General features: G+C 42.2%; 13 protein-coding genes. 6 read left to right on the forward strand and 7 right to left on the reverse strand.

The genetic code is table 11. From position 1 onward, the window contains the following. Positions 1–31: 31 nt before the first annotated feature. From CIK80_RS05045 to CIK80_RS05065, 5 genes are all read right to left on the reverse strand, one after another. Positions 32–2,227, reverse strand: a complete 2,196-nt coding sequence (locus CIK80_RS05045) for an ATP-binding protein (RefSeq protein ID WP_095569080.1) — start codon at positions 2,225–2,227, stop codon at positions 32–34. Positions 2,228–2,239: 12 nt separating this feature from the next. Next, on the reverse strand, positions 2,240–3,118 hold the full coding sequence (locus tag CIK80_RS05050; protein WP_095569081.1) for a transporter substrate-binding domain-containing protein: 879 nt from the start codon (positions 3,116–3,118) through the stop codon (positions 2,240–2,242). Positions 3,119–3,457: 339 nt separating this feature from the next. Further along, entirely contained in the window at positions 3,458–4,717 is a 1,260-nt protein-coding gene (locus tag CIK80_RS05055) for a multidrug effflux MFS transporter (protein ID WP_095569082.1), read from the reverse strand. A gap of 266 nt (positions 4,718–4,983) precedes the next feature. Next, a complete protein-coding gene (locus CIK80_RS05060) occupies positions 4,984–5,796 on the reverse strand; it encodes a crotonase/enoyl-CoA hydratase family protein (protein WP_095569083.1) in 813 nt (270 codons plus the stop codon). 127 nt (positions 5,797–5,923) lie between these two features. Continuing rightward, positions 5,924–9,460, reverse strand: a complete 3,537-nt coding sequence (locus CIK80_RS05065) for an ATP-binding protein (RefSeq protein ID WP_095569084.1) — start codon at positions 9,458–9,460, stop codon at positions 5,924–5,926. A gap of 428 nt (positions 9,461–9,888) precedes the next feature. Here CIK80_RS05065 and cysM point away from each other — a divergent pair, with 428 nt between their 5' ends. The 6 genes from cysM to CIK80_RS05095 all read left to right on the forward strand — a co-directional run bounded on the left by cysM (position 9,889) and on the right by CIK80_RS05095 (position 18,015). Beyond that, positions 9,889–10,827, forward strand: coding sequence for a cysteine synthase CysM (cysM, locus tag CIK80_RS05070; RefSeq protein ID WP_218830320.1), 939 nt, complete (start codon positions 9,889–9,891; stop codon positions 10,825–10,827). A gap of 85 nt (positions 10,828–10,912) precedes the next feature. After that, complete coding sequence (locus CIK80_RS05075) at positions 10,913–11,737, forward strand: 3'-5' exonuclease (RefSeq protein WP_095569086.1); 825 nt, start codon at positions 10,913–10,915, stop codon at positions 11,735–11,737. 72 nt (positions 11,738–11,809) lie between these two features. Further along, positions 11,810–13,351, forward strand: coding sequence for a 23S rRNA (uracil(1939)-C(5))-methyltransferase RlmD (gene rlmD / locus CIK80_RS05080; RefSeq protein WP_095569087.1), 1,542 nt, complete (start codon positions 11,810–11,812; stop codon positions 13,349–13,351). Between the two features lie 389 nt (positions 13,352–13,740). Next, complete coding sequence (locus tag CIK80_RS05085; RefSeq protein ID WP_095569088.1) at positions 13,741–16,293, forward strand: bifunctional (p)ppGpp synthetase/guanosine-3',5'-bis(diphosphate) 3'-pyrophosphohydrolase; 2,553 nt, start codon at positions 13,741–13,743, stop codon at positions 16,291–16,293. Between the two features lie 55 nt (positions 16,294–16,348). After that, entirely contained in the window at positions 16,349–17,275 is a 927-nt protein-coding gene (gene mutM, locus CIK80_RS05090; protein ID WP_095569089.1) for a bifunctional DNA-formamidopyrimidine glycosylase/DNA-(apurinic or apyrimidinic site) lyase, read from the forward strand. A gap of 284 nt (positions 17,276–17,559) precedes the next feature. Beyond that, a complete protein-coding gene (locus CIK80_RS05095; protein WP_095569090.1) occupies positions 17,560–18,015 on the forward strand; it encodes a hypothetical protein in 456 nt (151 codons plus the stop codon). A 122-nt stretch (positions 18,016–18,137) separates the two neighbouring features. Here the strand turns inward: CIK80_RS05095 and mscL are convergent, their stop codons facing one another. Beyond that, a complete protein-coding gene (gene mscL / locus CIK80_RS05100; RefSeq protein ID WP_095569091.1) occupies positions 18,138–18,581 on the reverse strand; it encodes a large conductance mechanosensitive channel protein MscL in 444 nt (147 codons plus the stop codon). A 268-nt stretch (positions 18,582–18,849) separates the two neighbouring features. Then, entirely contained in the window at positions 18,850–20,700 is a 1,851-nt protein-coding gene (typA, locus tag CIK80_RS05105) for a translational GTPase TypA (RefSeq protein WP_095569092.1), read from the reverse strand. Between the last annotated feature and the right edge of the window lie 154 nt (positions 20,701–20,854).

Here is a 20,854-nt window from a genome sequence, read left to right on the forward strand (position 1 = left end):
TCGTCCTTGACAATATCCCTGCTATTTTTAATTAAGCTTTAGGTAAAGTAATGACAAACCGTGTCATCTGACCCAGTTCACTATTTACATTAAGCTTGCCGTTATACTCTTTAACTTTTGCTTTGATGATGTCGAGACCGACGCCGCGGCCACCATCTTCATCTGCGTGTTCTTTGGTAGAAAAACCTGAAGAAAACAGTTGCTTCAATAGGTCATTTTGGCTGAGCTGATTTGCCTCTTCCGTACTAAAACGACCTTCTTTGCTCAATTTTGTACGGATACCGTCATAATCAATGCCCTGACCATCATCTTGTACCATTAACAAAACGTCTGAACCGCTGTCTTTTACTTCTACATCAATGGTTCCTACGGCATCTTTACCCGTGGAATGACGAACGCTTGGTGCTTCGATACCATGAACTACCGCATTACGTAGTAACTGAATACTGATCTCTTTGATTGGTTTCACCAGATGGTCTGGTATGTCCGCTTGCGTTAGAGTATCGCTTTTCAGTTGTACTTGCTTGCCTTGTCGTGCTGCGATGTCTTTTGCAAATTCTTTATAAAAAGACAATTGATCGTCTGCATCATTATCCAAATCAATACTTTGACCATGATCAGCGTTTATGTTATTGATAGTATGGTTTGATGTATGACTCTCAGTGATATTGGTTTTTGCAAAGCTATCGCTGATTGGCGCTGTTGCAGGCTTTACACTTGGCGGTGCTGAGCGGTTAATACGTTCACCCAAGGTAGCAATGGTATTTGATAGACTCAACAAGTCATCCAAATGTACGGCTAACGGTAAGAAGTCATTGCCCGATAGTTGACCTTGATTCTGCAACGCGTGCAACTTGTCTTCTGCATCTGAAGCAATCTTAGTGAAGCTGTGCAGTTTTAACGCAGAAGCTTCGCCTTTTAAGCTATGCATTTCACGGTAAATGGCTTTTAATTTGCCTTCTAATTCGTATTGCGAACTACCAGGGTTTTTCAAGATATTGTTCATCTTCTCGATATGCGTTTGCGTGTTCGCAATAAACTCGTTAATAATTTTCGGGTTTACATTCAAGATGGTGGTTAACATCTCAATTTGCATGTCGTTTTCGGTACGTTCTTTTTCTAGACGCTGTTCTAGATAGACGGCATCTGATACGTCGTTCACGTTGACCAAAATACGCGCAATGTTTTTGTCATCGTAAACACGTGAGAATTTAAAGTCTAGGAAGCGATCATTGAGCCCTTTATTACCAGAGGTATTGTGGAGCATGACTTTGTGCAAAGGATTGAGAGAATCCACCAATTTTTCTTTGACTCGTGGATTGTAAAGCTGCTCAATAAACTGCTGTGTGGTCTTTAGATCTTTATCTGAGATACGACCACGCAGTACATTGGTAAAGTTTTCTCCAGCCAATCTATCAGCACCGATAATATCGTTCAGTGCTCGAGAATGCTGTTGACCAATGCGCAAGTCTTTGTCAAGCAAGAATAGACCCGTATTAACCGTTTCCATAATTTCTTGAGTTTCACGACGAGCGGCAAGTGCTTCAGCATCCGTTTCACGTAAACGACGTACAAAGAAGAATACGAAGATCAAGAAGTAGGCAAAAATAGCAAAAACCCCAATTGCCTGAATAAGACGAATCGTAGATGCTTCACTCTCTGCACTATTGAACACGTCATCTGTAAGATTATCTAAAGAATCGTTCATCAGCAAACTTGACGTTTTTGCCTGCTCAACCGCTTGTGTCAACGCGTCAGCAGAGGGAACCATAATATTATCAGCATCTTTTAGATATGTCTGAATTTTAGGTTCTAACGCTTTCCACTGCTCATTGGCGGCAGTAATGTTTGCTTGGGCATCACTATCTATCTTCGGTAGAGTATAACTTCTGCCTTCGGTATCAGTGATCGTTCCACCTTGTTCAATAGCAGCGATAGAGCTGGTAATTGACGCCGTGTTTTTCTCCAAACGCTCTAACACACGTTGTATATGAGGAGAGTTGGTATCTTCACCGTAACTGGCATCTAAGTCGAAAAGGTCTTTAATTACAGCCTGGGCACTATTCGCCACTTTGTTGGTCTGGTCAATCAGAGCCGTGTTTCTTTCTAATAAACTGGATGTATAAAACGTAAACGCTAGCAAAGCACCAATCAAAGATAGGAATAGTGCAATTGAAATAATCAGACCTTGATAGCGCTTATTGTCAATATTAGGTGTGGTTGCCATCTTTAGAATTCCTTAACTCGATTGCTTAGTAGTAGTATCAGAAGCACTCTTAGCGGTAGAGACATTTTCACCCAACCATCGTCCTTCGATCTCTTTAAAGGTCCCATTCGCTTTTAGCTTGACAATACCTTCATTTACTTGATTGATAAGCTTACTATTGCCTTTCGCCATCAATATAACTTGCTGTGCTGATGGATTGTTTTCGTCTTCATAAGGTACGATGACTACTTTATGGTCAGGATGATTTGCTGCCGTATATTGCAATAAAGGTAAATCTTGAACAATGGCATCGACTTTACCTTGGACAAGGTCTTCAAATAGCAAAAAAGTGGTAACGGTAGTAGAGAGTTCGCTATACCCACCTGTTTCCTTGACTTGATCAACCTGTTTGGTGCCGTCCATACCAGCGACGTGCAAACCTTTTAAATCGCCCAAGCCGTTGATGTTTAAGTTGCTTTTAGCATACATAACAGCAGAAGGGTTGAAGAAGTAAGAGTTTGAAAGACCATATCTAGCAGCACGGTCGTCTTTATATGAAATGCCTGAAATAGCCAAATCTCGACTACCTGACTCGACACTGTCGAACATGTTCTGCCACGTTTCTTTATAAAACTCGACTTTGAACCCTTGTTCTTCACCAATAGCACGGATTGAATCAATATCAATACCCTGCATGTTGCCATAATCATCTTGGAACGAAAACGGAGGCATTGTACCTGTTGTAGCGACCTTGATAACTGGTGCGGTATCAGGCAATTTGCTCACAAAGCTGTCTTTATTTTCTGTTGCTGATGTACCAGCTGCACTAGCGCTTTCTTGAGTGGGTGAGTTACCGCAGCCAAACAGGCCAACGCTCAACAAAATGGGTAACGCTCGATATAACTGCATCATAATCTATCCTTGAAACTTAACGTTGTTATACATATTGATAAATGACAATCTAGCAAGGTTAAGTAATATCTCTACATATTTACTTACAGAAAGTTACGTTAGATAATACTTATCTAATTTTACTATTGCAATAATTATGTTCAGTTATTACGTATAATTTCTCTAATAAAGCAAAAGAAGCCAAGGTTTATATTTACTAAGTAATATTTTTTAACAGACAGGTATTTAGAGAGGTGTTTTAAAGAAGTAGAGGAATATAGCAGCCATAAAAAAAGCATTCATACATGATGAACGTATGAATGCTTTTGCAATATAAAAGAGAGATATGGATGTTTTACATCAATCAGTCTCATCAAGGTTTAAATTACGATCAATCTTCCAAACGAGGAATGTACCTAAGCTCATCAATGCAAACATAGCAATACCAACTTTTAGGACGGGATTGACTGGGAACAGGTTTAATAATAAGCCCCCAAAAATACCGACCGAAAACATGAGTGAGCCTTGTAGTGCGCTAGCCATACCAGCGCGACGCTTTTGAAAGGCCAATGCGATGGCAGAAGCGTTCGGCTGGGTCAAACCCAATCCTGCAATACAAAAGAAAATACAAGCAAGGACCAATGGCAACCACGCATCCGTACCCAATATCAAACCAATGGTAAATAGGACGCCTGCAGAAACAACTTGCATCATCGCACCAAAGCGCAAGATACTTAAAATACGAAAACGGTTGGTAAGCCACTGATTAAGCTGAGTCAAACCGACAAACCCCGCCGCATTCATACCGAATAACCAGCCAAAGTGTGTCGCTGAGACGCCATAAGTGTCCATAATTAATTCAGAAGCTGAGCTGATATAGACGAACATTGCGCCCATAAGCAGGCCACCACCGATCGCTGGGTAGTTAAAAGTTGGATCTTTCAACAAATCCCAATATTGGCTCAAGACTTCTCTAGCAGGACGCACATTGCGGTTTTCTTCTGTTAAAGTTTCAAAAAAGAAAAACTTGGTCAATAATAAATTCAGCGCACCAAAGGCTGCCAAAAACCAAAAAATAGAATGCCAGCTGAAAAATTTCAAAAACAATGCACCAAGTGAAGGGGCAAGTATTGGCGCTAAGCCCATCACCAAAATCATGATAGAAAAAGCTTTGGCAGTTTGTTTGGCAGTCAAACGGTCACGAATTGCCGCCCGTGTCACCACGGCGCCCACACAAGCGCCGAGTGCTTGCGCTGTACGTCCAACAAATAATACGTACTCGTTATTGGTTGTAGCACAAATAACCGAGGCGATTACATATAAAGTCATACCGATATATAAAGGCTTAACGCGGCCAACACGATCACTGAATGGTCCATAAAACAGCTGACCGAATACCAAACCCAAAAAATACGCCGGAACAGAGTTGGCCATAAAAGCTGTTGACACGCCAAAATCATCACCCATAGACGGGAGCGCAGGCAGATACATATCAATAGATAACGGTCCTACCGCTACGATAAGTCCAAGCATCATAATCCATGCAACAGGCAAATCAGCAGAGCGCACTCGTTCAGAAGCAATGGGTTTATTGGGTAGAGAGGGTTTTGGGGCAGACATATTCAGACCATTTTATATAGTGTTAGTTTTATGATTTATGCTTTCTTTATTCACCGTTCTTTATTTATTATTTTGATAAGCTTTATAAACAACAGCCCGCAATTATAAGGCACATTTACTTATATCACCGTTACTTTTATATTAGTCAGCAGATACTTTTATATCGTATTGATTACTTGTGTTTCGATAGACGGATGACACCAACCAACCCTTCTCTACTATTAAGCTCATTTGTCACCATATCTACCTTCTATAGTGAAAAATCTTCAATTGAACTGACGCTTGGCAAATGCGGTACTGGCTTGTTTGGCTTTTCTAAGCGCCAGCTTACGATTGTGACCCAGCATCATTTTGAGCTGCCATATTTTTTCTTTATATAACGTGATTTTAGGTTGTTGGTACATGGCGTTGATGATACGTTTACTTGCCAGCACTGCATCGGGAGAACGCTCGGCAAATTCAGCGGCGAGTGCCTGCGCCTGCTCAAGTGGGTTATCACTACAATGACTGATGATACCGAGTGCCATACCTTCATTGGCATCGATAATGCGTGCACTCATTGCCAGCTCTTTTAGTACATCTTCTCGTACAATCCCAAAAGCAGATTGTGTCAAACCCATATCCGGCACTAAGCCCCATTTGGCTTCCATAATAGATAATTGGCAATCAGAGTGACTGATACGCACATCACAAGCCAGCGCTAATTGCAACCCTGCGCCAATACAATAGCCTTCCAAAACAGCAATAACAGGTACTGGTAATTCACGCCAAACCAGACAAACACGTTGAAAGGCACTCTGCCATGGTTTGACAAGCTCCCAAAAGGCAAATGCTTTATTCTTTGGATGATTCAAATCGCCCAAATCGATACCTGCACAAAATGTTGCTTCTGCGCCCTTTAAAATGACGGCACGTATGGTTTTGTCTTTACCGATACGACCTGCCACGGCAATCAGCTCATTGATTAGCTGAAAACTCATGGCGTTCTTTTTGTGGGGACGATTCAAAGTAACCGTCAATATCTGGTTGGTGATGCTGACTTGTAACGTCTCATACTGATAAGTGGCAATCGCGTTCATAACAGTCCTTATTGAAGAATAGAGATAGAATAGATACCAGCAATGTTAGCAGGCTTCTATTTGTTCTACCGTAGCAATAATTGACTGCTTCGGTAAACTCGCTAGCTGAGCATCAAACCCATCCAAGTTATATCATCTTCCATGTCATGTCGTTTTCACTCAAACGATGATAATTCAGCTGAGGATAAGCAGACAGATCTAACGTTTGTAAGTTATTTAATGCGGTTATTAGTGCCACATAATAAGGCTCAAGCATGGCAAACTGTGCAGGCGTAATATGCTGGAGGTTTAATAAACACTTATCCTCTAAGTCTTGACTGGCTTGACGCAGTTGCGGAACACCTGTGTAGCGACTCCCGCCCAATATACGATGAGCAATTTGCGCCAGCATATGACGATCACGGGCTTCCCATGCTTGCGTCAATGCCTGCTTTTCATCGTTAATGGTATCCAGCATCATAATGATGAGTTTGGCTGCCAAATCAGGTTTGTTTGCTGAGCGGGTCAAGGCATCTTGCCAATCTAATATTTCTAAAAGGTTGAGGTCATCCATCCGCGAATGGTTTGGAGGTGATTGATGATTGCTAAACCCTGTTGTTTCTTGCTCATACTGTGCTGACTCTATACTTGCTGTGGCTTCATCATTGAAATTATCTGCCGTACCATTCGAGGGATGAAGTAATGAGGTAGTGCCCTGCTTTTGTAAGCGTAAGCTTTCATAACGTGGCTGAGTATCACGCGGCGTCTCTCGTCTATAATCTTCACGTGGCTGACTATCACGCAAGTAATCATCACGAATTTTTTTCAAAGATAATGGCCGAGTTATTTTGTGCTGAGTGACCATCTCAGAGCTGCTTTCTTGACCATTCTCATTATTCTGGATCAATGGATAAGCAATCATGGTAGAGTCTGAAGGCCATGTCGAATATTCGCCAATATCTATTTTGCGCTCAACGTTCTCATGGAAATAGCCATCTGGAGAAGATCGATTTTGCAAGTTTGTAAACGCAGCCTTACTCTCTTGCAAGTCGATACCTTGTAAGGTGGTATCTGGCAATGCCGTTAATTCTGGCGTGGTCGTCGTACGTCCCAGCCATTTTTGTAATACTTGTAATAACTGCGGCTGACTGATGGGCTTACCCACATAGTCATTGATACCGCTCGCAATCAGCTTGTCTCTCTCATCAGCCAAGCCATGAGCAGTCAACGCAATAATAGGTACGCGGTTGTCATCACTTTCAATCGTACGAATTTGTCTGGCCGCTTCGTGCCCTGACATACGCGGCATTTGGATGTCCATAAAGATTAAATCAATATGACTTTTGTCCTGAGTAGCTCCTTTTTCTTCACCACTCGTCTCTTCGGCATAAAGTGCAGCAGGTGATTTTTTGCTGATTTCATCTCGAGCTTCGGCTTTGGAGAGTTGGGTTTTATTTGAGAGGCTTTGCTTACCACTCTTTGCCATTTTGAGGTTTTTGGTGTGCTGCTTACTGATGATTTCTATAGCGTCAAAACCGCTACTTGCTGTAATCACCTGAATACCAAGCTCACTAAGCAACGCATCAAGCACCAGTAGATTGGGTAGATGATCATCGACGGCCAGCACGGTTACGCCTTTCCAACGTGGCTCTTGCATATTTTTTGGAACACTGCGATTTTGCGTATCAAGCATGGCATAAAGCTGACGCTTGTCTAAAGGCTCGTAGAGAATATTGGCATGATATCTGTTTAATAATGCCTGATCAGCCGCCACCTGATAACCAAATACCGCAAGCTTGCCTTGATAATGTAGTCGAATTTGCTTAAGTAACGCCATCATATCGTCTTGAGTATCATCATCAACAATGACCCAATCCCAAAAATTGCCACGCTCTTTTAAGGATTCAAGGACGCCTGGTAAGGAGTTGGCTTGCGTCAGTTTGATTGGCAGATACTGCAAACTGGCTTTGAGTACCTGTATCGACGCAGTATGATTGATCCATACCAATACGTTAAACTCGTCAGTGTCACTTGCCAATGGTGCCAATACTGGCAACTCAATCGTTTGTCCAGTAGCAGCTTCCAATACATCGACATGCGCCGGCATACGAAACCAAAACGTTGCACCCTGATTGGCGATGTTCTCTTGCGCATTGTCATGAAAGCCAATATCACCGCCCATCAGTCGCGTCAACTGCTTGGAGATGACCAGACCCAACCCTGTACCGCCATATTGACGAGTGATTGATGGGTCGCCTTGACTAAAGCTTTGAAACAGCATTTTTTGATCGGCAAGCGAGATGCCTTTACCACTGTCTTGTACGCTAATCATCAGGTAATTGTCACGGTGATCGTCCAAGCTGACACGTACTACCACATCACCACTGTCAGTGAATTTAATCGCGTTACCCACGATATTGGTCAATACTTGTTTGAGACGTAGCGCATCGCCATTAATACGCATCGGTACATCGTTGTAAAACAGCACTGCCATGCGCAGACCTTTCTCCGCAGAGACAGGTGAGAGCATATCGACCACGTCATAAATAGTGTCATAGAGATCAAACTCATGGCGATCCAGCACCAGCTTGCCCGCTTCAATCTTAGAAAAATCGAGAACGTCGTTCACCAATGCCAATAAATGTGCTGAAGATTTGCGTATGGTTTGTACATACAAGTCTTGCTCAGGATTTAACTCACCATGACGCGCGAGCAGATTGATAAAGCCATCAATACTATTTAAAGGCGTGCGCAGTTCATGACTGATATTGGCCAAGAATGCTGACTTGGCTTGGCTGGTCGAAATAGCAGCATCACGGGCATTACGAATCGAGATGTTTTGCATTTCCATCTCATCAAACGCGAGGCGTAAATCGTCCTCTGTTTGTTCGGCATGATCTTTAAGTTCTTGAAAACTTCTGTGTAAACGACGCAATGTCTTAACCAAGTCTTGTTGCAACAAATTCAGCTCGCCATCCGACTCAACAGGAATGGGCTGGTATAGGTTTTCGACATCCGTACGTTGCAGCTGCAAACGTAGCTCATAAATAGGTGCTATCCAGCGCTTTGAATAAATATTCAAGCTTAGCAATAAAATCAGTATGGTAAATAAGCCCGTAATCACTAACGCCATGGCAATACGATAACGCGCAATATACAGCGGCTCATTGTCCATATCTACTAGCAGCCACAGTTTTTGCCCGTCAAAATCCCCTAATAGGCTGCCATAAGCCGTACCAATAGGTGTGGGTTTTTGCGACAAAAAATTCTCTTTTACATCGACATCCAGCAGTGGCCATTCTTCATTTAGACCATATCCCACCGCCATGAGTACTTGATTGTTTTCATTGATAATAGCAATACGCTGTACATGTTGTTCAGACTGCATACGACCCAGCTTATCTCGAATGCCCTCAAGCTTGGTCGCTTCTGTTTCATCGACATTCGCTTCGTTATCTATTTGCTGCGTTTGCTCCAATAGCTCAGGAACCAGCTCGGCAATGACTGGCGTATGACGAATCAATACTGCTTCAGCCAAGACCTCTTGTTCTGAATTGCTGGCACGCATGGTTTCGTAAAAGACCAAAATGCCGCCGACCGCCGCTAGTACACAAATTGGTAAAAACACCAATATGATGAGCTGACCATAGGCGCTACTGGTATCAAAACGTTTTTTGTATGCCATGCAATCTTTACTCTCTAATAGGTTTTTTGCAATGTATAGATAGCAGTGATAAGTTGCTTTTATTCATTGAGTATTGTGGGTATTTTAACAGCATTAGTGAATGATTCGTTATTAATAACCGATTGCAACGGTGTCTATGGCTACAATCATTTTTACAGCTAAATATAGATAAAGCTTGCTCATTTACCAAAATCTCTTGATGCCCTCAGCGTAGCCAAAAACAAAGTGATATAATGACGCAACTTCTTGCGCATCATTAGTTTAATAAAATCACTTTGCTACAATTAGCTGATAAATCATTAGCTTATACGGATAAGCACCATACTAAAGCGTGAATTTTAGCTCCATAATTATCATTAAAAAACGTATACGACTGTTTGAAAATACCTTTCAAAAACTAATAAGGATACTGTATGTCCACTACGGCCATGTCAAACGCCAACTTTATCACTCAAGTGACTGCCCTTGCCGATTGCGTCGGTCAGACACCATTAGTCAGATTACAGCGTCTGCCTGAGCAAGAGCAAATCACCAATGGGGCAACCTTATTGGCCAAACTTGAAGGTAACAATCCAGCTGGCTCAGTCAAAGACCGTCCTGCTTTTAATATGATTTTTCAAGCAGAACAACGCGGCGACATCAAGCCTGGTGACACGTTGATAGAAGCCACTAGTGGTAACACAGGTATCGCTTTGGCGATGGTGGCTGCCATGCGCGGTTATCCGATGACGTTGCTGATGCCAACCAATTCAACGCAAGAACGTAAAGACGCCATGATTGCTTATGGGGCAACCTTGATCGAGGTAGATGAAGGTATGGAGGCAGCACGTGACTTAGCGTTGCAAATGCAAGCAAATGGCGACGGTATTGTATTAGACCAGTTTAACAATCCCGATAACAGTCAGGCACACTACTTAACCACAGGGCCTGAACTATGGGCACAAACTGAGGGTAAAATCACTCACTTTATCAGCTCAATGGGCACGACAGGTACGATCACAGGTGTGTCACGCTACCTGAAAGAACAAAACCCAGACATCAAAATTATTGGTCTTCAGCCTGATGAAGAGGCTTCTATCGCTGGTATTCGTCGCTGGCCTGCGGCTTACATGCCAGGTATCTTTGACGCAGATTTGGTCGATGAAGTCATGGATGTCGATCAGCGTATTGCAGAAGTTTATATGCGTAAACTGGCCAAGACTGAAGGTATCTTTGCAGGTGTGTCTTCAGGCGCAGCAGCATGGGCCGCCGCTCAAGTAGCCAAAGCAAATCCTAATGCTGTGATTGCTTTTATCGTATGCGATCGCGGTGATCGTTATTTATCGACTGGTCTATACAATGTTGATGACAACGTAGCAGTCAATTAATGCAAAGTTAGTTAATGCCACAGGCACTAGCGATAACGCTTTTATAGTAGGTTAACTATAAGCTTATAAATAGTCAGGATTACTTATGTCACAAGCCTTACCATCTGACCCTATCTTAGTGTTTGATATCGAAACTGTTGCTGATATTGAGGCAGCTCGCCGTATTTATCCTCAATTGGCCTCACTCAATGATGCTGATACATTGAGCGCATTGACGGCGATACGTACCCAAGAAGCGGGACATGACTTTATGCGCTTACCACTACAGCGTATTGTGTGTATTTCTGCGTTGTATATCAAGGATGGCAAGTTGTCGTTGTTCTCATTGACGGCCGATAAGTTTAGTGAAAAAGACATTCTTACCAAGTTTTTTCGCGCATTCAGCGACCTTGAAACACTGCCTCAGCTCATCAGTTGGAACGGTTCAGGCTTTGACATTCCAGTACTGATATATCGTGCGATGCAGTATGATTTTTCAGCACCGTGGTTATTTGAAGAAGGCGAACGTATTAAAAACATGCGCTTTGATAACTACGTCAATCGCTTTCATACTCGTCATCTCGATTTGATGGACAGATTTAGCCAGTATGGTGCCAGTCGCCGTGAAGCTATGGATGTGGTCGCAAGCTTGTATGGATTACCTGGTAAAACAGATGTCGATGGTAGCATGGTTGGCGATCTTGTGAGCAATGGCGATTGGCAAACACTATCAATATATTGCGAATCTGATGTCATGAATACTTGGCTCATCTATCTGCGCTGGTTGCGTTTGACCGGTCAGTTGTCCTCTTCAGGTTTTGAGGTTTGGCAGCAGCAAAGCCATGACTATTTAGTAAAATATACCCACGCGGATGGTAGTGCGCGCCACCAAGATTTTATTGCTGATTGGTCATCAGCACCCCACTCATAAAGACCATTATCACTAGTAATGGCTTTTGTATGTATTTTTCAGTTCTTTATCACTCATTATTAAGGCAGGTTTATGCAACCCACCGATTCAAAAACACCTACAGCGCTTGATGCGACGCAAAAAGCCAGTGACACTCAAAATATTGCAATTCCCCCTAATAAGAAAAAATCCAAGCCTTCCTCAAAGACACGTCGTCGTCTAAAAGAAGCAGAGCCATTGCCTTTCACTATTGATGGCTTATCGCACGATGGTCGCGGTGTTGCCGTATATGGTAATGGGTTTGGCGTCGCGGATGGTCATGCTGAAGAAAAACATGGTAAAAAAATATTTGTGAGCTTTGCATTGCCGGGCGAAAGTGCTGTGGTCAAATTGACCAATGTTCGTAATAGTTTTGAAGAAGGCGATGCCATTAGCATTACTGCCAACCCAAACCCTGAGCGTGCCGTACCACCCTGCCCGCACTTCGGCGTTTGCGGTGGTTGTAATTTGCAGCATTGGGAACCTGCTGGTCAAATCAATTTTAAACAATCTGTATTGGCAGAAATGCTTATGCATCAAGCCAATGCAGCGCCCGATCATTGGCTTGAGCCAGTCGTTGGCGACCGCCTAGGCTATCGCACCAAAGCTCGACTTGGTGTTCGCTATGTTGTCAAAAAAGAAACGGCCTTGGTCGGTTTCCGTGAACGCTCAAGTAATTTTTTGGCTGAGTTAAATGAGTGTCATATCTTAGATCCGCGTATTGGTTTTGAGATTGAGAATCTCAAAACCTTGATTGGTAAGTTAGAGAGCCGCGATAAGATTGCTCAGCTTGAGTTGGCAATGGGTGAGCAAATCCCAGAGCTACCAGATGGCAATCAACCTGTCGCTCTTATCGTCCGTAACTTAGAGCCATTATCAGATGCTGATATCGATAAGCTAAAAACATTTTTTGCAGCGCGCAATTGGCAGCTGTATCTACAATCTAAAGGCGTTGATAGTATTGAACGTATTGCTCTGACAGATGCCGATGACATGAGCCAGCAGTTTGGGCGCTTGTACTACCAACTACCAGAGTATGATCTTACTTTTGAATTTATTCCTACTGACTTCACCCAAGTGAACTTGTCTGTCAATCGTCAAATGACCAAGCTTGCTTGTGACTTGCTGGACTTAAAAGCAGGTGAACGCGTCTTGGATCTATTCAGCGGTCTTGGCAATTTTAGCTTACCATTGGCGCGACTTGTTGGAGAAACAGGATCGGTTATCGGGGTGGAAGGTAGTGAGGCAATGACTTTACGGGCAGCAGATAATGCACGTCGCAACGGCATCAACAATACTGAATTTTATAGTCAAGACTTAACGCAGGACTGCATTGATAAGCCATGGGCTAATCAAGGCTTTGACGCGCTATTAATTGACCCGCCACGCTCTGGTGCATGGGAAATTATGCAGTATTTGCCTAAATTCAATGCTGAGCGAATCGTTTATGTTTCTTGTAATCCAGCAACGCTTGCTCGTGACACCAAAGCTTTATTAGAGCAAGGATATCGTCTGACGCACGCGGGCGTGATGGATATGTTCTGCCACACAGGCCACGTTGAATCCATTGCTCGATTTGAAAAGATAGCCATTTAATATTTCGTTCAACCTACTGCCCCCATCAAAACAATAAATAGCCGTTTTTCAATAACTTACGCTTATTTCAAACCTATATTAAGCTGAGCTAATGAGTAACGGCTGTTTACCCTAATGTCGTACAGACATTACATAGCCTCGCTTGATTTGTACCCTTAAAATGAGATAATAACCAACAATCTTCCTATATTTGTTTAGTCAAAGCATAGTGAATATTCATACTCGTAGCTTTATATATTGCACGTGCGCTTTTTAGTTGCCAAAAATACAGATTTTTAGCAGTTGGACTGGTTTGTGGCTGGTATTTTAACCATCTACCCATTCAAAGTGTTTACATTGTAGATGAAGTTATGTTCAATTCAGGATAGCTAAGAGGAGAGGAGTCGGCTATGGTAAAAATTCGTGAAGGATTGCCGCTAGTGGATGGACAGACCACACAAGCCGATAGTGCAGCGCTTGCCGCACAACTGGTCGCAAGCCAACGTTCTCATCAGTCTGCCAACAGCTATGCGCAAATTCCACTCGATATCAAATACCAGCTGTCTACCAATAAATTACACACGACGTTTGATCGCTCGGCATTGCATTCTTTTCATAGTGACGATTTAAAGATTGAAAACGATTACGCTGATAATTCCTTTATCAGTAAGAAGCTGACCTTTTCAGAAAAAAACCTTGCGACCATTGATTTAGATCAAGTAAATATTGATGTGCCAACGTGGTTGGACAATGTTGCCAAACGTATTGGGCAAGAGTCTGTACCCAATCTTAGTGCGGCTTGTGAATTTATCCGTAATCATATGAATACCAGTGAGTCTGAGCGTTCAGGCGCCTATGTTACTGGTATCGGTATGACTGACATCTTAACCTACTTGTATCAAGATGAGGACGCACTGGTCGCAGCCATGCTGTACCGTAGCGCTCGTAAGTCCGTGATAAGTCTTGATGATATCGAAAAGAAATTTGGCACTGACGTATCAACCCTTGTTAAAGATACATTGGCCATGGGTAAGCTGTCTGAAATCATTGAAAGCAATAAACGCTTAGAAGACCATTTCGTCAACAATCAGCGTGATCAGCTCTCAAATATTTATAGTATGCTTATCTCTGTCACCAATGATGTGCGCGTGGTTTTGATTAAATTGGCAGAGCGTACTTTCGCTATGCGAGAGTTGACCTTTTCAAAGGAAGAGCGTCAGAATCGCGTGGCACGTGAGGTCATGACTATTTATGCACCACTAGCCCACCGTTTGGGTATCGCTCAACTCAAATGGGAGTTAGAAGATTTGGCGTTTCGTTATCTTGCGCCTGATCGCTATAAAGAAATTGCAAAACTTTTGTCGGAAAAACGTAGTGAGCGCGAGTCTTATATCCAGCGCGTACAAAAAAAATTAAATGACGCTTTGATAGAAGCCAATATCGAGGCTGAACTGTCGGGACGTGTCAAACACATTTATTCTATTTACCGAAAAATGAAGCTGAAAGGTTTATCGTTTGATCAGCTTTACGATATTCGTGCACTGCGTGTATTGGTCAATAATCCGGCAGATTGCTATCATGTGCTTGGTTTGGTGCATGGTTTATGGCGTTATATTCCCGAACAGTTTGATGATTATCTTACCAACCCTAAATCTAATGGTTATCGTTCCCTACATACTGCCGTTATTGCTGAAAACAAATCTCTTGAAATACAGATTCGTACCCATGAAATGCATTTTGAGGCCGAGCTTGGCATGTGTGCTCATGTCAATTACAAAGAAGGTCTAAAAAATAAAAAAGACAATTATCTGAACCAAAGAATCAGCTCTCTTCGTCAGCTGTTATCGATCAATAATGAAACGCGGAACCAGTTGCGCTCCTCTTTACTGACAGGTGAAGAGATAGATGAGATGGGTTTTGATGAAGAAGAGCAGCTCGTTGATTTTGATGAGCTTGAACGCATTTATATCTTTAGTCGCGATGGTGATATCACCGAGCTACCAAAAGGTGCGACCGTACTTGATTTTGCCTATTATGTGCACACGCAAGTGGGTAATCGTGCACAAGCCGCTCGTGTCAACCAGCGCTACGTGCCACTGACCTATCAGCTAAAAACGGGCGAACAGGTTGAAATCATCACTAAGGCGTCACGCGAGCCAAACCGAGATTGGTTAGTCGCCTCGCTGGGTTACATTCATACCAACCGTGCACGCTCAAAACTGCGCCAATGGTTCAATAAGCAAGATCGTGATAAAAATATTGAGATTGGACGTCAAATGCTCAGTAAAGAGCTTGAGCGTCTGTCAGTGCATCCAAACAGTATTGATTTAAATGATTATACTCAACATTTTAATGTCAATAACACAGACGATATTATCGTTGGATTGGTCACAGGCGACATTGGTCTCAATCAATTAACCAGCCATATTTCTCGGCAGCTGCATTTAGAACCAGAGAAGCCGCCAGAAGATTTTGTCCTCAGTGTAGATACTAGAGATGCTGGCAAACTCGATGCTTATAAAATCCGTATTGACGGTTTAGATAATATCGAAGTTCATCTCGCGGGTTGTTGTCATCCTGTACATGGTGAGCCGATTGCAGGCTATATCACTTTGTCACGTGGTGTTAGCGTCCATAATCGTGGTTGCCCTGAGTATTTACGCCTTATCGAGCGTGATCCTGAGCGTGAGATAGCAGCGGCATGGCGTGTTCAATCTGGGCGCTATCAACCAGTAGATATTCATGTAGAAGCGTATGACAGACGTGGCTTACTACGCGATTTGACCCAGATTATTGATAAAGAAAATGTCAATATTCGCCAAGTCGAGACGTTAAGTAATGACGATAATATTGCCTTTTTGAAGTTTCATATCGAAGTCTCTGGACTGGCGCATCTGTCTAAGCTTTTAGCCAAATTAGAGCAGCAGCATGGCATATTGCACGCCCGTCGTGCCGTTGCTTAAACACCAAACTGAACCACAATCTATCCATTTTAACGTAGAGTTATCATAAAATATTATGCCTGAATTGCCTGAAGTAGAAACCACGAAAACCAGCCTCACCCCACTATTGGGGCAAAAAGTTACTGCTATCAAAATCTTTCAGCCAAAGTTGCGCTGGGTAATGCCAGATGATTTAGACGCGCTAGTGGACTATGTATTAGATAGTGTCGAGCGCAGGGCAAAATACCTGATACTCAATTTTTCATCTACAGTATCAAATATTATCCCACAAGCTGATAGACCAAAAACGCGTCAGCTTTTGATTCATTTAGGAATGTCGGGCAGCTTACAACAGCTCAGTTATGGCACAGACAAACGCAAACATGATCATTTGGTCATCGAATTTACTAACACTAATAACGAACGATCACAGTTACACTATTATGATCCTAGACGTTTTGGGTCAGTGTTATGGTATCAGGATTATGGCAGTAAACTGTTAGACCATCTCGGTCCCGAACCACTTTCAGATGCATTTACGGCAGACTATTTATACCATTTTATCCAACGTACCAAGAGTACCGAGAACAATAAAGCTGTCGAGACTGCCATATCAAACAAACCATCACGGCCTATTACGCGCCCTATAAAGTCAGTCATTATGGAACAACAGGTTGTGGTTGGCGTTGGTAATATTTATGCGACAGAAAGTTTGTACTTATCTGGCATTCATCCCGCTACTCCTGCTCATCATTTGTCTTATGATCAAATAACAACCTTGGTTGGACATATTAAAACTATTTTGCAAAAAGCAATTAAACTTGGCGGTTCTACACTACGAGACTTTACCGTCGCTGATGGTCAAACGGGGTATTTTCAGCAAACCTTGAACGTCTATGGTAGACAAGGTGAAGCCTGTTTACACTGTCAAACGATACTCGAAAACGTCAAACTCAATGGTCGAGCCAGTGTTTACTGCTCCCTGTGTCAGCCATTGATTTAAATGCTACCTAGAATCTCATTGCTAATTGTTTTCTGAATAAAAAAGACAATATTATTACCAATCGTTTTGAACCAAATCTTTATATTTTTCTCACTGATGAGCGATTACACGTATTTTTATTGCTTATTCAGGCGCATCTTGCTTTAATATAGTAGACACTTACATAAATAGTGCATATGATTGATTTTTCTGTAATATCCAATTTATTGATGTTGTTTTTATTCTTCTGAGTAGAAATAGCGCCAACTAATAATCCTACCAATTGCGAATTTTGGGATATCGTTATGATTGTCAAAGCCAAGAAGCCACAGACAGTAAAGCAGAAATTTTTTACTGTTGCTGCAAGCTTAAGTTTACTGGTCATGAGTATGCAGCCTGCCTTGGCAGCCATAGAAATCGATGAAACAGATTTTGGCCCTTCTTATGGCACAATGATGGTGGATACTGTCGTAGGTAAACCTCTTCAACTGGTTAATGCTGTTGCTGGTACGGCTGCTTATATTGTCAGTCTCCCTTTTTCGCTAATTGGTGGTAATGCAGACCAAGCACAGCAGAAGCTTTTTGTAGAGCCTTGGGACGCGATGGGTCGTTGCCTTGGATGTACTGTTGCTGAAGACAACTATTATAAGTCGCAAGTGGTCAGCAATGATAATCTTGTACGTATCGTCGTCGATCGGCCATCAGAGATTCTAATCAACACCAATGATAATGTCGTCGTTACGCCTGTCGTTAATCCTTAACGCGTTGCTAGATGGTTGAAGTTTTATCGGACACATTTATATCTGCACTCTGAGTATCTAAATAGACAAAAAAAAGGCTAACATCGCGTTAGCCTTTTTTGTCTCATACCCATAAAAAACTTTTATTTTTCAATGATGGTATTGCTTAGCTTATCACTAATCTCACGAAGCAACTGCACTTCTTCTGAAGGCTGTTTCACTATTTCTTTAACTTCTTCTTTACGGCGCATTTTATTAACTATTTTGACCATCATAAAAATGATAAAAGCCAAAATTAAAAAGTTAATAAGAATGGTAATAAAACTCCCGTAAGCTAGCACTGGTACACCCGCTTGCTTGAGTGCATCGTAATTCCTAGCAACGCCCTCAGGCACATCACCTAAAACTAAGAACATGTTCTTGAAATTGATTTCACCACCTGCTATGAAGGCAACAATCGGCATCATAATATCTTCAACCAAAGACTTTGTGATAGTCGCAAAGGCTCCACCGATAATGACACCGACCGCCAAGTCCATCACATTGCCTTTTAGAGCAAACTCTTTAAACTCAGAAACCATACTCATCATTTTCTCCTCAAAGTATTGATTTACAACCAGATAAAGGTCTAAATACTCGCCTTAACATTACGCTTAAAGAACAATAACCAAAAACACTACTACTGTTGATTCTTCTATTTACAGTATAGAAGAATTACAACCCAAAAAAAAGCAGTATAAGATGAACTATATTTCGTTCATTCTATACTGCTAATCTTTCAGCTATTTAGATACCAATCTTAAAAAACAGTAGTATCGAATACCACTCCAATAGATAGTCATCTACTGTTTGATATTAAGCACCTTTTTTGCTACGACCGTGACGCTTACGCTCGCTTTCAGTGAGGTAGCGTTTACGGATACGAACAGCTTTAGGTGTTACTTCAACCAATTCATCATCTTGAATAAACTCAAGCGCTTGCTCAAGAGTAAACTTGACTGCTGGTGTCAATGTCAATGCTTCGTCAGTACCACTGGCACGAACGTTGGTTAACTGCTTAGCAGTGGTAGGGTTAACAACCATGTCATCGTTACGAGAGTTAAGACCGACAATCATACCTTCGTAAACTTCAAGCTGCGGCTCAGCAAATAATTTACCACGCTTCTGTAGGTTAAACAGTGCGAACCCTAAGCAAGTACCATTTGCCATAGAAACCAATACACCGTTAGAGCGACCACCAACATCACCGATCTTTTGTGGACCGTAATGTGAGAAGCTTGACGTCATGATACCACTACCTGAGGTTAGCGTTAAGAACTCTGAACGGAAACCAATCAAACCACGAGCTGGCATCGTTGCTTCAATACGCATACGACCTTTACCATCAAGTTCCATGTTGGTCATCTCGCCTTTACGCAAGCCAACTTGCTCCATGATAGAACCTTGATGCTCGTCTTCAATATCGAAGACAACATTTTCATAAGGCTCTTGAAGTTTACCATCAACTTCTTTCACGATAACTTCTGGGCCTGATACACCAAGCTCAAACCCTTCACGGCGCATGTTTTCAATCAATACAGATAAATGAAGCTCACCGCGACCTGAAACTTTAAATTTATCAGGAGATTCAGTATCTTCAACACGTAGTGCTACGTTATGAATCAGTTCACGCTCAAGACGCTCACGAATATTACGTGACGTCACAAACTTACCATCACGACCAGCAAACGGCGAATTGTTTACTTGGAAGTTCATAGAAACCGTAGGTTCATCTACTGTTAGTGCTGGTAATGCTTCAACGTTGTTAGGATCACAGATTGTGTCTGAAATATGCAGTGCATCAATACCAGTAATACAAACGATATCACCTGCTTGTGCATCTTCTACTTCAATACGATCAAGACCGTGATAACCCATAATCTTAAGGATACGGCCATTACGTGTTTTGCCATGCTTATCAATGACAGTGACTGGCGTATTCGTTGAAATCTTACCACGCTGAATACGGCCAATACCGATAACACCAACGAAGCTATTATAGTCTAGACTTGAGATTTGCATGCGGAATGGCGCATCAGCATCCACTTGTGGTGGCTGTACAACATCAACAATGGTCTTGAAAAGCGGCGTCATGTCATCAGCTAAAGCGTCTGCTTCTAAACCTGCAATACCATTCAAAGCTGAAGCATAAACAACTGGGAAATCCAACTGCTCATCACTTGCGCCTAGATTGTCAAACAAATCAAAAATTTGATCCATTACCCAGTCAGGGCGTGAGCCAGGACGGTCAATTTTATTGATAACAACAATCGGCTTTAGACCTTGCTCGAATGCTTTTTGCGTTACGAAACGAGTCTGAGGCATTGGACCATCAACAGCATCTACCACTAGAAGTACGCAATCTACCATCGACATTACACGCTCAACTTCACCACCAAAATCGGCGTGACCTGGGGTATCAACGATGTTGATACGATACTCAGTTTCTGAAGTTTGATCTGTCCATCGAATGGCTGTGTTTTTAGCCAAAATAGTGATACCACGTTCTTGCTCAATATCACCTGAGTCCATTGCGCGTTCAGCAATGTTTGCGCGGTCACCAAAAGTACCAGATTGATGTAATAGCTTATCAACCAAAGTCGTCTTACCGTGGTCAACGTGGGCAATAATTGCAATGTTACGCAGGTGTTTGATATCGTTCGCCATATAAAATGCTCGTTTTGTCTTAAAAAAGTGCAGTAGCAGTAAGCGCCGCTGGATAAACGTTTTTTATAAATCAGATAGAGATCGAAGGTTTATTCACGATAGAATTTACAATGGGTAAAATATTTAGAATAAAATAATTTCAATACAATCATAT

The sequence above is a fragment of the Psychrobacter sp. JB193 genome (assembly GCF_002285555.1).
Taxonomy (GTDB): Bacteria; Pseudomonadota; Gammaproteobacteria; order Pseudomonadales; family Moraxellaceae; genus Psychrobacter; species Psychrobacter alimentarius.